Origin of the sequence: Vibrio gazogenes, assembly GCF_002196515.1 — a bacterium.
In the GTDB taxonomy this organism is placed as follows: domain Bacteria; phylum Pseudomonadota; class Gammaproteobacteria; order Enterobacterales; family Vibrionaceae; genus Vibrio; species Vibrio gazogenes_A.
In genome coordinates this window covers 2,564,025-2,579,267 of the sequence record NZ_CP018835.1, presented here as the reverse complement: position 1 = coordinate 2,579,267, position 15,243 = coordinate 2,564,025, and the positions used below count along the sequence as shown (strand labels likewise).

At 46.1% G+C, this 15,243-nt stretch carries 11 protein-coding genes; 4 read left to right on the top strand and 7 right to left on the bottom strand.

The window, feature by feature from the left end:
• Entirely contained in the window at window positions 1-1,188 is a 1,188-nt protein-coding gene (gene tyrS / locus BSQ33_RS11735; RefSeq protein WP_088134144.1) for a tyrosine--tRNA ligase, read from the bottom strand.
• Between the two features lie 128 nt (window positions 1,189-1,316).
• Here tyrS and BSQ33_RS11730 point away from each other — a divergent pair, with 128 nt between their 5' ends.
• Window positions 1,317-2,609 carry a peptidoglycan DD-metalloendopeptidase family protein gene (locus BSQ33_RS11730; protein ID WP_021020604.1) on the top strand — a complete coding sequence of 431 codons (1,293 nt, stop codon included), beginning with the start codon at window positions 1,317-1,319 and terminating at the stop codon, window positions 2,607-2,609.
• A gap of 170 nt (window positions 2,610-2,779) precedes the next feature.
• Here the strand turns inward: BSQ33_RS11730 and erpA are convergent, their stop codons facing one another.
• Window positions 2,780-3,121, bottom strand: a complete 342-nt coding sequence (gene erpA, locus BSQ33_RS11725; protein ID WP_027694229.1) for an iron-sulfur cluster insertion protein ErpA — start codon at window positions 3,119-3,121, stop codon at window positions 2,780-2,782.
• Window positions 3,122-3,513: 392 nt separating this feature from the next.
• Between erpA and hemL the strand changes: the two genes are divergently transcribed.
• From hemL to rsmC, 3 genes are all read left to right on the top strand, one after another.
• Window positions 3,514-4,803: a glutamate-1-semialdehyde 2,1-aminomutase gene (hemL, locus tag BSQ33_RS11720; RefSeq protein ID WP_021020602.1), complete on the top strand. Its 1,290-nt coding sequence runs from the start codon at window positions 3,514-3,516 to the stop codon at window positions 4,801-4,803.
• A gap of 200 nt (window positions 4,804-5,003) precedes the next feature.
• Window positions 5,004-6,077, top strand: a complete 1,074-nt coding sequence (locus tag BSQ33_RS11715) for an AI-2E family transporter (RefSeq protein WP_021020601.1) — start codon at window positions 5,004-5,006, stop codon at window positions 6,075-6,077.
• Window positions 6,078-6,149: 72 nt separating this feature from the next.
• On the top strand, window positions 6,150-7,190 hold the full coding sequence (rsmC, locus tag BSQ33_RS11710; protein WP_088134143.1) for a 16S rRNA (guanine(1207)-N(2))-methyltransferase RsmC: 1,041 nt from the start codon (window positions 6,150-6,152) through the stop codon (window positions 7,188-7,190).
• A gap of 89 nt (window positions 7,191-7,279) precedes the next feature.
• Here rsmC and BSQ33_RS11705 read toward each other — a convergent pair whose 3' ends face one another.
• The 5 genes from BSQ33_RS11705 to mrcB all read right to left on the bottom strand — a co-directional run bounded on the left by BSQ33_RS11705 (window position 7,280) and on the right by mrcB (window position 14,906).
• The gene (locus BSQ33_RS11705) at window positions 7,280-8,509 is read right to left on the bottom strand and encodes an ammonium transporter (RefSeq protein ID WP_021020599.1); all 1,230 of its coding nucleotides are present in this window, start codon (window positions 8,507-8,509) and stop codon (window positions 7,280-7,282) included.
• A gap of 27 nt (window positions 8,510-8,536) precedes the next feature.
• Window positions 8,537-8,875 carry a P-II family nitrogen regulator gene (glnK, locus tag BSQ33_RS11700; protein WP_021020598.1) on the bottom strand — a complete coding sequence of 113 codons (339 nt, stop codon included), beginning with the start codon at window positions 8,873-8,875 and terminating at the stop codon, window positions 8,537-8,539.
• A gap of 239 nt (window positions 8,876-9,114) precedes the next feature.
• On the bottom strand, window positions 9,115-9,483 hold the full coding sequence (locus BSQ33_RS11695; RefSeq protein WP_027694227.1) for a YacL family protein: 369 nt from the start codon (window positions 9,481-9,483) through the stop codon (window positions 9,115-9,117).
• Between the two features lie 205 nt (window positions 9,484-9,688).
• The gene (gene acnB / locus BSQ33_RS11690) at window positions 9,689-12,289 is read right to left on the bottom strand and encodes a bifunctional aconitate hydratase 2/2-methylisocitrate dehydratase (protein ID WP_021020596.1); all 2,601 of its coding nucleotides are present in this window, start codon (window positions 12,287-12,289) and stop codon (window positions 9,689-9,691) included.
• 349 nt (window positions 12,290-12,638) lie between these two features.
• Entirely contained in the window at window positions 12,639-14,906 is a 2,268-nt protein-coding gene (gene mrcB / locus BSQ33_RS11685) for a penicillin-binding protein 1B (RefSeq protein WP_232471979.1), read from the bottom strand.
• Between the last annotated feature and the right edge of the window lie 337 nt (window positions 14,907-15,243).

Sequence of the window (15,243 nt, the reverse complement as noted above, 5' to 3'; positions counted from 1 at the left end):
TTACTGAATGGTCACACGGGCGAATTTGCGTTTGCCAACCTGCAGCACATAGGTGCCATGCTCAGGAATCCATTTGGTATCTTGGATTTTTTCACCAGCCGCTTTGGCAGCGCCTTGACGAATCATCCGCATCGCATCCGATGTTGAACCCACCAGACCTGCATCCTTCAGGATATTGCCGATGGCAATACCGGATGCAAATGTGAACTCAGGCATCTCATCAGGAATAGCACCTTTCTGGAACCGTGCAATGAACTCTTGCTCAGCCGCATCCGCTGCTGCTTCATCATGGAAACGTGCAATGATTTCTTTCGCCAGCAAGATTTTAATATCACGAGGATTCTTACCAGCTGCAACATCTGACTTGAATTGCTGGATCTCAGAAATAGGTCGGAATGACAACAAATCGTAATAACTCCACATCAATTCATCGGAAATAGACATGATTTTGCCAAACATTTCTCTGGGCGCCTCATCGATGCCGATATAGTTGTGAGCCGACTTCGACATTTTCTTCTCGCCGTCCAAACCAACGAGTAGTGGCATCATCAGTACAACCTGCTGTTTTTGACCGTGTGCTTTTTGCAATTCACGCCCCATCAGCAAATTAAACTTTTGGTCTGTCCCACCCAGCTCAACGTCTGTTTCCATCGCTACGGAATCATAGCCTTGCAGGAGCGGATACATAAATTCATGAATCGCAATCGCCTGACCACTATGATAACGCTTTTTAAAATCATCCCGTTCTAACATGCGGGCAACCGTCTGATTAGCTGCCAGACGAAGCATGCCTTCGGCTCCTAATTGAGAAAGCCACTCGGAATTAAACTGAATTTTTGTTTTTTCAGGATCGAGAATTTTAAAAACCTGCTCTTTGTATGTTTCAGCATTACGAATTACATCTTCGCGGGTCAGTGGCGGGCGCGTGGTATTTTTACCTGTCGGATCACCAACCATACCGGTAAAATCACCAATAAGAAAAGTCACCTCATGTCCCAGATCCTGAAATGCGCGTAACTTATTCAGGATAACAGTATGGCCCAAATGAATATCCGGTGCAGTTGGATCGGCACCCAACTTAATTCTTAACGGACGGCCTTCTTTCAGTTTTGCGATTAATTCCTCTTCAGGAATCAACTCTTCAACACCGCGCTTGATTTCAGCTAATGCGGTTTCAATTGTCGCCATTCTCGTTCACTCCACAAATTTGGCAGAAATTTATTAGTTAGACATATTACTTGAATAGCGATGCATTTTGAAACCAGTTAAACTATTGTTCTAAGGATTTTATGAACCATCGGTAAAACGCTGTCTATATGTTGTCTATTTTTGCTCGTCTGCCACGATTACATCAAACACTGATTGGGTGTTTCTCCGCTTTAATCGTGATCGCTATTTTTTTTCTGCCCAATCCCCAAGAGCTTCAAGGAAAAGAAAAACATCTTGAAATCGGTCGTCATTATCCACTCTCAATCAATGCAGAAGCGCTTTCTCCCGGAGTAGCGATTGCACCGACAGCAACGCTCAGATGGGAACAATATCAGGTAAAGTCCGGAGAAAGTGCAGCCATTTTATTTCAGCGTATCGGACTATCATCTCGCCTCTTGTATGAATTAACCGCTAGTGATCCGGAGATCAAACAACAACTCACCCGACTCCGCCCCGGAGACGAACTCAGCTTCGGCTTTGATGAAAATGATCAACTGGTGCAATTGCGACGAAGTCTTTCGACCTACGAAGCGTTTATGATTACCAAGTCAGAGCATGGCTTTACCGCCAAATTAGATAAAAAGGAAGTGCACTATCAATATAATTACGCTGAAGCCCAAATCACATCGAACTTCTGGAATGCTGCGGTCAATGCAGGCTTAACCCCAAATCAAATTATGGCACTGGCTGGTATTTTTGGCTGGGACATTGACTTTGCCTTGGATATTCGCAAAGGAGATACATTCAGCCTGCTTTATCTGGAAGAAGTGGTCGAAGGTGAAATTGTCGGTAAGGGCAATATCATTGCCGCAACGTTTACCAATCAGGGGACAACATTTAAAGCGATTATCAACGATGATAATGGTGATTATTATGATGAGAATGGGCGTGCCATGAAAAAAGCATTCTTGCGCTCCCCGCTCGATTTTCGTCGTGTCTCATCAAACTTCAATCCACGCAGGCTGCATCCGGTTACTGGCAGAGTCAGACCTCATCGCGGCACCGATTATGTCGCCCCGGTCGGGACACCCATTTGGGCAGCCGGTGATGGTGTCGTCGTGAAGTCGAGTTATAACCGCTTCAACGGGAATTATGTCTTTATCAAACACAGTAATACCTATATGACCAAATACCTTCACCTGAAACGCCGATATGTAAAAACCGGCCAACGGGTGAAACAAGGGCAAAAAATCGGTGCCCTGGGTGGTACAGGCCGAGTCACAGGGCCACACCTGCACTACGAATTCCTCGTTCATGGTGTACACAAAAATCCGCGGACAGTGTCTCTTCCTCAATCGGCATCACTTTTGGGGCAATCAAAACGGACATTCATCGCCAATGCTAAAATCAGATTACAACAGCTAGAACGCTTCAGTCATCTGATGTACGCCAAACGTTAAGGCATCGCTGCGTTACACAACAATTGTGAGTCAGAATGATATTCGTCGAGCTTTGAACCATATGATTGGGCAGTATCGATGGACAGTGTAACCCGTTAGAATTTGAACACAGAACAGCCATGTCGGCTCGAATACAACGATCCGACATGGTTCATCAGGATGAGATAGCGTCAGACACTAAATGAGGCACCACAACCACACGTGGTTGTCGCATTTGGGTTATTGACGAAAAAGCGAGACCCTTCAAGTCCTTCGGTATAATCGACCTCGCCACCAATCAGATATTGCAGACTCATTGGATCAACCACCAATGTGACGCCACAATTTTCGATAGTCATATCCCCATCATTTACATTTTCATCAAACGTAAATCCATACTGAAAACCGCTACAACCACCACCGGTAATATAAACCCGTAGTTTGAGCTCCTGATTTTCTTCTTCGGCAATTAACGCTTTCACGCGCTTCGCTGCCGCATCAGAAAATGTCAGCGGTATATTTAAATCACTCACAACGACCTCTCTCATGCTTCGATATCTCTTGCTAACATAGTTTCAGTCAACGGAACCACAGTCAACATTGTTGCATCAGATATACTTTATTATCCGCCTTGATTATCTAATACCTGACTGAGTCGTTCAAGTATTCACCGCATACATCAAACGAACTTTCTTTTTCAGATGGCAATGAGTCTTCCCCAACCGCCCCCTGTGATGTGATAGCCTCGGCCGCATAAAACCTTGGTATCATTCAGTACAACCCGCTGAACAGAGATAAATTCAGTAACAAAGTGTGTTCATCTATTGGCATTTCGGGAAAAAATCGAAAAAAATATTTCTCTTCGAACGATGAATAGTACAATGCTTGCCAAGTTGGTCCAACCACTCAAAAGAGGATAATCCCCATGACCAAATCATCTGATCTATATCAACAGGCACAAACCACCATTCCCGGTGGTGTAAATTCGCCAGTACGCGCCTTTAATGGTGTCGGTGGCACGCCGATTTTTATCGACAGAGCAGACGGTCCATTCGTTTTTGACGTTGATGGTAGAGCTTATATCGACTACGTCGGTTCATGGGGGCCAATGATTCTAGGTCATAATCATGGCGTCATTCGTGAATCGGTGATTGGCGCGGTACAAAAAGGATTGAGTTTTGGTGCACCGACTGAACAAGAAATAGCGATTGCTGAGCTGGTTTCACAACTCGTTCCATCGATGGAACAGTTACGCATGGTCAACTCAGGCACCGAAGCGACCATGAGTGCCATCCGTCTGGCACGCGGATATACTGGCCGCGATAAAATTATCAAATTCGAAGGATGTTACCACGGCCATGCTGATAGTCTTCTGGTCAAAGCCGGGTCTGGTGCGCTCACACTCGGCCAGCCCAGCTCTCCCGGAGTGCCTGCTGACTTTGCCAAATACACATTAACGGCTCGTTTTAATGATCTCGATTCAGTCAAAGCCTTATTCGATGCCAACAAAGACGAAATTGCCTGCATTATTGTCGAACCCGTTGCCGGTAACATGAACTGCATTCCACCAGTTGAAGGCTTCCTTGAAGGGCTCAGAACCCTCTGTGATGATGCCGGTGCCTTGTTGATTTTTGATGAAGTCATGACGGGCTTCCGGGTTGCCTTAGGCGGTGCGCAAGCACACTATAATATCAAACCTGACTTAACCACATTAGGTAAGGTCATTGGGGGCGGGATGCCTGTCGGTGCTTTTGGTGGCCGAAAAGAGATCATGCAATATATCGCCCCAACCGGCCCTGTTTATCAGGCAGGAACACTCTCTGGAAATCCAGTCGCGATGGCTGCCGGTTATGCATGTCTTAGTCTGTTAAAAGAAGAAGGCAACGAAAAACGCCTGACATCCAAAACCAAACAGATTGCAGATGGTTTTAAGTTTTTCGCTGACAAACATGGTATTCCACTGCTGGTACATCAGGTCGGTGGAATGTTTGGCTTTTTCTTTACCGATCAACAACAAGTGACTTGCTATGAAGATGTCGCCCGTTGTGATGTTGAGAAGTTTAAACGCTTCTTCCATCTGATGCTTGATCATGGTGTCTATATGGCCCCATCAGCGTTTGAAGCCAGTTTTACTTCTCTGGCGCACTCCTCTCAGGAAATCGAAGCAACATTAGAAGCCGTTGATCGTTGTTTCGCCATGATGGCAAATGACTAAGTGATTTCACGATAACTACATTTCAGGCGCTCCCACCAGAGCGCCTTTTCTTTATCAGATTCGTCCCTAAAATAGCTGAATAAAGACAATTTATGGCAGGTGTTTACCATTTCTAACATGCCGATGATTGATAACAATCTGAATTGTCGTCATGATACAAACCTATATCTGAAATATAAGTCATCGAAGGTAGACATAACGTGAATACCATTTCCAGTCATCGAGTGATTGTCGCGGCATTGCTTGTTGCAGCCATCGCATGTTATCTACTCATTGAGCCCTATATCAATTCGATTGTGCTGGCTTTTATTATTTCCTTACTGATTTATCCGCTTCACCAATATTTGGAACGTAAGCTGAATCCTTATCGAAATTTCGCTTCATTTTTATCCTGTATCATTCTGACTTTTATTATTGTACTGCCACTGTTGTTGGTGTTTGGTGCCATAGCTCAACAAGGCGCTCGTTTCTCACAGACGCTTTATCAGTGGGTGACTCACGGTGGTATTCAGGAAGTGTTCAATCATCCTTGGGTTGTCAAAGCAATGGATTTTGCGAATACCTACCTGCCATTCGATACCATCGATCCAGCCGCGATTGCAGAAAAAGCGGCCAAAATGTCGAGTCAAGCTGGTACAGAACTTGTCGGCTTCAGCGCCAAGCTCGTTGGTGATGCGACAGCATTCATCATTGACTTTTTCCTGATGCTGTTTGTGCTGTTTTTCCTGCTACGCGATTATGAAAAAATCATCACCACATTGCGCCATGTTCTGCCTCTCTCTCGTAGCCAAGAGGATCGGTTGCTGGAAGAGATAGAAAAAGTGTCTAAATCAGCGGTGATGGGCTCCTTTCTGACAGCGCTCGCACAGGGTGTAGCCGGAGGTATCGGCATGTGGCTTGCGGGGTTCCCCGGTCTGTTCTGGGGGACGATGATAGGCTTTGCTTCCTTTATTCCGATTGTCGGTACCGCATTGATATGGATACCGGCCAGTGCTTATCTGTTGCTGACCAACGATATTTCCTGGGGGATTTTCCTCGCAGTCTGGAGTATCGTGGTGGTCGGCTCAATCGATAACTTACTACGCCCCTTTCTGATGCAAGGAAGCTCGGGGATGAATACCCTCATGATCTTTTTCTCATTACTTGGTGGCATTCATCTGTTTGGTCTGATGGGATTAATCTACGGTCCCCTGATCTTTGCAATCACCATTGTGCTGTTCAATATCTATGAAGAAGAGTTCCAGTCATTTCTGAACCGACAGGATAAAAGTTAAATGACTTCAAGCTATCCACAGATTGTGAGAAAATCGCGCCTCTTTTTGTGATACCGAATGTAGAGCACAATCATGTCGAGCGAATATTTCTCAGCACAGAATTCAGCCCCAAGCCAAATTGCTGAACGTCAACTCTCCTATTTTCAGGGAAAACATCTTCTGGTTGCAGGCGAGATCGAAGATCAGTTTCCCCTGCAACTGCGACAGACCTGTCAGTCTGTCGCCATCTTTACCACACACTATGGCTACTATCGGCAGATCGCGGACGATTCAAACGTTACGGCCTACTTTGGCGCGATATTAAGTGATGACTGTCATGCCGATATGGTATTGCTCTACTGGCCAAAAGCGAAGCAGGAAGCAGAATACCTGCTTGCGATGCTCATGACCAAACTCGGTCCGGGCACTGAAATTGTGGTGGTCGGTGAGAATCGCTCCGGTATAAAAAGCGTTGAAACATTATTCGCATCCTACGGAATCATTCGTAAATATGATGCGGCACGTCGCTGCTCTTTCTACTGGGGAGAATGTAGCCAGACGCCGGAGCAGTTCAATATGCAAGAGTGGTTTAAAACTTACACCGTCAATTATCAGCAAAAAGCGCTCATCGTAAAAAGTCTGCCCGGGGTGTTCAGCCATGGAGAGTTAGATCTTGGCAGTCAGCTATTGTTAGATAATCTATCCGACATGCATGGCGATGTCTTAGATTTCGGATGTGGTGCCGGTGTCATTGGTACTGTCATTGCCGCACAATATCCATCAGTCACCCTATCGATGTGTGATGTCAGTGCATTGGCGATTGAATCCAGTAAAGCAACGCTGGCTGCAAACGGGCTGAGTGGTCACGTTTTCCCATCAGATATCTACTCAGATGTGACCGATCGTTATGATCATCTCATCAGTAACCCACCGTTTCATTCCGGACTGGGGACAAGTTATCATGCCAGTGAAACATTCCTGACTCAGTCCCCTCATTATCTGAAACCACAAGGCAAGTTATCGATTGTTGCCAACAGTTTCCTTAAATATCCCCCACTGATTGAACAAGCTCTGGGGAACTGTGACACGCTAGCTAAAACCAATAAGTTCGCCGTTTACCAAGCAAGCAATTAATTTTATCCATCATTACGATTTAATTCTTAGCTCAGCAACATAAAAAAACCTGTCCAGGAAGGACAGGTTTTTATCTCGATAGAGAGAACTTATTTCGCAGTCACGAATTCAGGATAAGCACCGACACCACAGTCGTGCATGTCCATTCCTTCCATCTCTTCTTCTTCTGTGACACGAATACCCATGGTTGCTTTGAGGATCCCCCAAACAACCAAGCTGGCTCCGAATACCCAAGCAAAGATAACCACCGCACCCAGTAATTGAGAGCCAAATGATGCATCCGCATTGCTGACAGGCACAGCCATCAAGCCAAACAGACCACAAACACCATGAACTGAAATCGCACCCACTGGATCATCGATTTTTAATTTATCCAACGCGACAATCGCGAAGACAACAATCACACCGGCAACAGCACCAATGGCAACCGAGTACATTGGCGACGGAGAAAGTGGATCAGCCGTAATCGCAACTAAACCAGCCAACGCACCGTTCAGTACCATGGTTAAATCCGCTTTACCCCAAGTGGTTTTACAAACTAATAACGCGGCTAATGCGCCTGCTGACGCAGCAGCATTGGTATTCAAGAAGATCTTACCGACCGCTGACGCATTGGCAGCATCCGAAATCATCAACTGTGAACCGCCGTTGAAACCAAACCAGCCGAACCACAAAATAAAGGTTCCCAGTGTTGCCAACGGCATGTTTGAACCCGGAATCGGATGAACTTCACCATTTTTACCATATTTGCCTTTGCGGGCACCCAGTAGCAAAACACCCGCTAAAGCAGCCGCGGCACCAGCCATGTGAACAATACCTGAGCCTGCAAAGTCACTGAAACCAGCAGCAGAAAGGAAACCACCACCCCATGTCCAATAACCTTCAACAGGATAGATAAAGCCAGTCAGGACCACAGAGAAAATCAAGAATGCCCACAGCTTCATCCGCTCAGCCACCGCGCCAGAAACAACGGACATCGCTGTTGCAACAAACACAACCTGGAAGAAGAAATCTGATTCTAAAGAGTGGTCTGCATCTGCAGCTTGAGAGCCGATCAATCCACCAAATGAAGGCAACCAACCGCCGTCAGCATTATCCACATACATAATGTGATAGCCGACGATGAGATATAAAGTACAAGCAATTGCGTATAATACAAAGTTCTTCGTCAGAATCTCAGTGGTATTCTTTGAACGAACCAAACCAGATTCCAGCATTGCAAATCCAGCAGCCATCCACATGACCAGTGCGCCCGAAATGAGGAAGTAAAAGGTATCAAGCGCGTAACGTAACTCCGTTACTGTTACTGATAATTCCATAATAGTCTCTCCAATCCTTAGAATCTTTTAAAGTGCTTCTGAATCTGTTTCACCGGTACGGATTCGCACCGCCTGGCTCAGATCATAAACAAAAATCTTACCATCACCGATTTTTCCTGTGTGTGCAGCTTTCATGATGGCTTCAACGACACGGTCAACATTGTCTCCCTGTGTTGCGATTTCAAGTTTAACTTTCGGTAGAAAATCAACCTGATACTCGGCGCCACGATAAAGCTCGGTATGGCCTTTCTGACGACCAAATCCCTTCACTTCTGAGACGGTCATTCCCTCGATCCCCACATCAGATAAGGCCTCACGGACATCGTCTAATTTAAAAGGTTTTATAATTGCATTAATTAATTTCATGGCGTCCTCTCTCGAGCTGTACTCCGGTTACTGACTCTTGAATCCAAGGTACGTGCCAACTTTTTAACTAATTGATTATAATCGATAAAGTTAACAACAGGAGTAAAAGCCAACCATCAACGCACCAATAAGGTGCATTGATTTCACAAAAATAAAGCGGGTTTCGAAAAGCTCACCACGGTTGTGCAAGATGAAATGATTTGTTTCGGGATAAAACGATTGATGTGGACTGAAGATGATTAATTCTGCGTAAACTGTTGCCATTGCATAAGCATCGATTCGAAATCATCGAGACCGCAGGTCGCAATACTTTCACTTTCATATAACTCAAATTCATCTTCAAAATCATGATGATTGGCATGTGTCAGGGTATTTTCAAAAATCGTCACTTCTCCTTCCAGAATCTTGAGTGATATCTCTCTGCCAAACCAGACTTGTTCAGTGAGATCATCTTGATATGCGGATTGCAGCAATTGTAAAACCTGCTCAATCATTGTGCGATCCGCACCTAGTTCATCTTCAAGAAAACGGGAAATAACTGCGTGCTCCATATTAAATGCAGCGTAATACTCACCTAATAAAATATTTTTTCTAAATTCAAATTCCATAATACTGAGATTCATCAAGACCCATTCAAACCGCCCCTAGTATATACGGAAGTCGCATCAGATACAGGTATCTATCCTCCTACATCCGTATCATTGTTCACAGACAATCGCTCAGCGGGGCATCAAAATAGGATATAAGAGAAAGAAATTTCTGATAAAAAAATCCCTCCATGCGGAGGGATTCTCTATTGAACAGAACCAGAGCTTATGCAGGCTCTTGGAAAATCACGGTGTCTGCTTTTTCGGTATACTGATTCATCTTATGGAAGTTCAGATAACGATAGGTATCCGCAGCAGTCGCATCGATTTTCGCAGCGTACTCAAGGTACTCTTGCGTGGTTGGAATGCGCCCTAATATTGCACCAACGGCTGATAGCTCCGCAGAAGCAAGGAAAACATTCGCTCCAGCACCAAGGCGGTTCGGGAAGTTACGCGTTGAAGTAGACATCACCGTTGATTTATCAGCAACTCGGGCTTGGTTCCCCATACACAAAGAACACCCAGGAGTTTCGATCCGAACGCCAGAACGGCCAAAGATACCGTAATAGCCTTCTTCAACCAGTTGGTCTTTATCCATTTTGGTTGGCGGCGCTACCCACAAGCGTGTTTCCAACTGACCAGAGTAATTATCCAGCAGTTTACCCGCGGCACGGAAATGGCCAATGTTCGTCATACAAGAACCGATAAAGACTTCATCAATCGGTGTACCTTGTACTTCTGACAGTAAACGGGCGTCATCCGGATCGTTTGGTGCACACAAAATCGGCTCATTGATATCGTCTAAATCGATTTCCAGCACGTGTGCATAATCGGCATTGTCGTCGGCATGCATCATTTCTGGCTTATCCAGCCATTCTTGCATAGCACGCACACGACGCTCGATCGTCCGCACATCACCATAACCTTCAGAAGCCATCCATTTAAGCATCACAATGTTCGATTGCAGATACTCTTCAATCGACTCTTGAGACAGTTTCACCGTACAACCCGCAGCACTCCGTTCAGCGGAAGCATCAGACAACTCAAACGCTTGCTCAACAGTTAAATGCTCCAGACCTTCAATTTCGAGGATCCGGCCTGAGAATTCATTGATCTTGCCTGATTTCGCAACCGTGAGCAGACCATCCTGAATCGCAAAATAAGGAATCGCATGAACCAAATCACGCAGCGTAATGCCCGGCTTCATCTTACCTTTAAAACGCACCAAGACCGATTCAGGCATATCCAACGGCATAACACCCGTTGCAGCAGCAAACGCAACCAAACCAGACCCTGCCGGGAAAGAAATCCCCAGAGGGAAACGAGTATGTGAATCACCACCAGTTCCGACTGTATCCGGTAACAACATACGGTTGAGCCATGAGTGGATGATACCATCACCCGGACGAAGCGAAACACCGCCGCGATTCATAATAAAATCAGGCAAGGTATGATGCGTATTCACATCAACAGGCTTCGGATAAGCCGAAGTATGACAGAATGACTGCATCACCAAGTCAGCCGAGAAACCGAGACACGCCAAATCTTTCAATTCATCGCGCGTCATTGGACCGGTGGTATCTTGCGATCCGACAGTTGTCATTTTCGGTTCACAGTAAGTACCGGGACGAATGCCTTCAACACCACAGGCTTTGCCAACCATTTTCTGAGCCAGAGTAAAGCCTTTGCCGCTGTCTTTCACTGGTGAAGGACGACGGAAAACATCCGATGCTTCAAGACCAAGAGATTCACGTGCTTTATCGGTTAAACCACGGCCGATAATGAGTGGAATTCGACCACCGGCACGCACTTCATCAATCAGGACATTGGTTTTCAGTTTGAACTCAGCCAACACCTTATCGGTACCGTGTTCACAAACTTTGCCTTCATAGGGGTAGATATCGATCACATCGCCCATATTGAGCTTGGAAACATCGACTTCGATCGGCAATGCGCCCGCATCTTCCATGGTGTTAAAGAAAATCGGTGCAATTTTACCACCGAGAACATAACCACCCGCACGTTTGTTCGGTACATAAGGAATGTCTTCGCCCATAAACCATAGCACTGAGTTCGTGGCTGACTTCCGTGAGGAACCCGTCCCGACGACATCACCGACATAAACCAGTGGATGTCCTTTATCTTTCAACAGCGCTTCCATTTGTTTGACAGGGCCGACTTTCCCAACTTCATCGGGTTCAATGCCTTCACGCTCATTTTTGAGCATTGCTAAAGCATGAACAGGAATATCAGGACGAGACCATGCATCTTGTGCCGGAGACAAATCATCAGTATTGGTCTCTCCGGTCACTTTAAATACAGTCAAGGTTACCTTTTCAGGCATACTTTCTTTCGACAAGAACCACTCAGCATCAGCCCAAGATTGAAGCACCTGTTGAGCATAGGTATTTCCTGCTTTAGCTTTTTCTTCGACATCATAGAAAGCATCGAACATTAACAGCGTATGAGATAAAGCCTTCGCAGCTGTAGGGGCTAATGTTTCATCATCAAGAAAAGAAACCAGTGGTTCGATGTTGTATCCACCTTGCATCGTTCCCAGCAGCTCAGTTGCTTTGACTCGGTCAATCAGCGGAGAGGTCACTTCTCCTTTTGCCACAGCAGCAAGAAAACCAGCTTTGACATAAGCAGCTTCATCAACACCAGGGGGAATACGATTTTCAAGCAGATCAAGAATGAATGCTTCTTCTCCTTGCGGAGGAGACTTTAATAACTCAACCAGACCAGAAACTTGTTCAGCATCCAGAGGTTTAGGAACAACTCCTTCTGCGGCACGCTCTTCGACGTGTTTACGATAGGCTTCAAGCACGACTTTTTCCTCTCATTGCGGTTCATTCACTTTATTATAGCTATAGGAACGAACGTCCTTGGAAACTTGGCACTCCGTGCAGAGACAAACTCAAATTATCTTAGCCGAGGAGGCCAAACGGTTGATGCAGAATAGCAAACTTACATATAAATGGAAATGTATACTCTTTGACCCACGCAACAACTTCCGACGAAACTTTTCATAGTAGTTTCAAGCCAAACCCAAAAACATCTCGCCACACAAAAATTACGGCTGAAAAAACCGATGATAAATGGTCTTTTCAGCCGTGTATCATGAGGTCGATACTGCGCCTGTACTGACAGCCACCCAATAACCGTTTATAAAAACGCTACCATTCGAAAATATTTCTCAGCCAACGTAACGGCTTATCACCCTCTTCACACCGTTGTTTCCATGTATGGTCCGCATCCCATACCGGAAGTTTGAATTTATCATCACAGTCGAGACTGAGCACACCATGACGGTCTTTATCAAACCCAATCATGGTGATGCCCTGCGGCCATGGCAAGTGCAAGACCTTCGGGACGCGTTTTTGCAGATAATTGGCATACACACGTAAAGCCCCGCTCGCCCCCGTTAATCCAGTTGGTTTATTGTCATCGCGGCCAACCCAGATGGTGGTCACTTCACGGCCATCGACACCAACAAACCAGCTATCCCGATAGTCATTACTGGTGCCGGTTTTACCGGCAAGCATCGCCCAGGAAAAACGATTGTGCAGATACCGACCGGTTCCTTCAATCACGCCCCGCTTCATTGCGTAGGTTGTCAACCAAGCCGCCTGCTGTGAGACGGCCTGCGTACTTTTCGGAATCGACTGATACAAGACATTACCATCCAGATCAATCACCGAACGCAATGCCGATAGCTTGGAGCGTCTGCCGGAGTTGGTGAGCGTCTGATACATTTGTGCCACTTCAATGGGAGTGAGTGAAAACGAGCCCAAAAACATCGAAGGCACCGGACGAATCTCTTGCCCATCGACACCGAGGTCCACCAGCGTATCACTGACCTGCGGAATGCCCAGAGACATCCCCAACTTAATCGTTGGAATATTGATGGACTTTGCCAACGCCAGATAGAGCGGGACTTCACCGCGGAACTGATGATCAAAATTCTTCGGTGTCCAGATATCACCGCTATCAGATTTCAAACGAATTGGCTGATCATCCAGTGTAGTCGCCAAATTATATTTGTCCGGTTCGTTCAATGCGGTCAGGTAAATGGCAGGTTTCACCAGTGACCCGATTTGCCGTCGGCCATTCAGCGCCCGATTGAAGCCATCAAACCCGATCCGAACCCCACCGACCATGGCTCGGATTTCACCACTCTGGCGATCGACTGCAATCGCAGCAGCTTCCAAATTTTTCCCCAACTGTGGGACTTTCTTCTGTACGGCATCTTCGAGCTCAGACTGAGAAACCGGATCCAAAGTGGTAAATACTCTCAGCCCTTTGTCGGATTTAAACTGGTCACCCACTTTATCTTTCAATTCAATTGCCAGTTGCTGGAAATAAGCAGGCTGACGTCTGGCAATATGCGGATTTTTCTGAATATCTAACGGACGTTCAACCGCCTGAGCATACTGCCTTGCGGTCAGGATATCTTGTTGCAACATCAGTTTCAGCACGAGATCACGCCGCTCTCTGGCACGCTCTGGATAACGGACAGGATTGTAATAAGATGGTCCTTTCACCATACCGACCAGTAACGCCAATTGATCAATTCTCAATTCTTGCAATGGCTGCCCGAAATATAAACGGGATGCAAGACCAAAACCGTGCACTTCTTCGGCACCATTCTGCCCCAGATACACTTCATTCAGATAGGCTTCAAGAATGCGATCTTTACTGAAACGATAATCAATGATGAGCGCCATATAGGCTTCTTGCAGCTTTCTCACGAGGGTTCTTTGGCTAGAGAGAAAAATATTCTTCGCCAACTGTTGAGTCAGCGTACTGCCCCCCTGAACCGTCCGTCCTGCACGCACATTCGCCACCAAAGCCCTGAGGATAGCAAACGGCGAAACCCCTTCATGCTGATAAAAATTCCGGTCTTCCGTCGCCAGTAATGCATCAATCATCACTTCCGGAAACTGCTCCCGGCGCAAAAATAAACGCTGCTCGGTAATGTTTTTCTCCAGCATTCCCAGCATCTTCGGTTCCAGACGTAAGAAACCGATATCCTGACGTTTGTCCAACGACTGCATCCGGGTTAAACCATTATCGTCAAAATAGAGCATCACATGCCGATCCGGTTCTGGCCCGTCGGCAAACTCAAAGGGACGGCGAATCAATTCAATCTTGGTTGAAGATGCCGAGTACTCTCCGGCATAACGCGGCCGGGCCACTTTGCGATAATTTAAAATATCCAGCTCATGTCGCAGCGCGTCCAAACTGATCTCATCACCGGGAGACATCGATAAAATTCGGGCATAGACAACAGTCGGAAGATCAAAAAGTTGGCCCTCAAATTTCTGACTGACGAGACTATTCAGATAAACCCCATAGAACCCAATCACAATCCCAAGCGTTAATCCGACTTTCCATCCGATACGCCACAGTTTACTAAACCACCCTGTACGTTTAGCGGCCATTTTGTGACTCGAACTCTGCGCTTTTTGGGTCTCGGATGTGCGACGATCAGTTCGTCGCCTCTTCTGCTGATTTTTTTGACTACTCATTGAATTAATTATCGCTTCGTTTCTATCTCTGCTCTGGATAATTCGCAACTTTCGCTGCGATGTCATCGGTTCGCAGTTATGTTACCTGATGTATTGGAGCATGAACATGGTTGGAGATTGTCCATCTTGTGTACTAAGCCTATGGTTTAATGTCAATTTGAACGGCTTGGTTTGACACAATATTAACAGCCATGGCACGTTTATTGACATCGTTGACACTCACCACTCACTTCACTTTCAGCAATAAGCC

Excerpts from the sequence above, each read along its gene's own strand:
- tyrS (WP_088134144.1), bottom strand. The coding sequence starts at position 1,188 with ATGGCGACAATTGAAACCGCATTAGCTGAAATCAAGCGCGGTGTTGAA.
- rsmC (WP_088134143.1), top strand. The coding sequence starts at position 6,150 with ATGTCGAGCGAATATTTCTCAGCACAGAATTCAGCCCCAAGCCAAATT.
- mrcB (WP_232471979.1), bottom strand. The coding sequence starts at position 14,906 with ATGGCCGCTAAACGTACAGGGTGGTTTAGTAAACTGTGGCGTATCGGA.
- glnK (WP_021020598.1), bottom strand. The coding sequence starts at position 8,875 with ATGAAATTAATTAATGCAATTATAAAACCTTTTAAATTAGACGATGTC.
- BSQ33_RS11695 (WP_027694227.1), bottom strand. The coding sequence starts at position 9,483 with ATGGAATTTGAATTTAGAAAAAATATTTTATTAGGTGAGTATTACGCT.
- BSQ33_RS11730 (WP_021020604.1), top strand. The coding sequence starts at position 1,317 with ATGTTGTCTATTTTTGCTCGTCTGCCACGATTACATCAAACACTGATT.
- hemL (WP_021020602.1), top strand. The coding sequence starts at position 3,514 with ATGACCAAATCATCTGATCTATATCAACAGGCACAAACCACCATTCCC.
- BSQ33_RS11705 (WP_021020599.1), bottom strand. The coding sequence starts at position 8,509 with ATGGAATTATCAGTAACAGTAACGGAGTTACGTTACGCGCTTGATACC.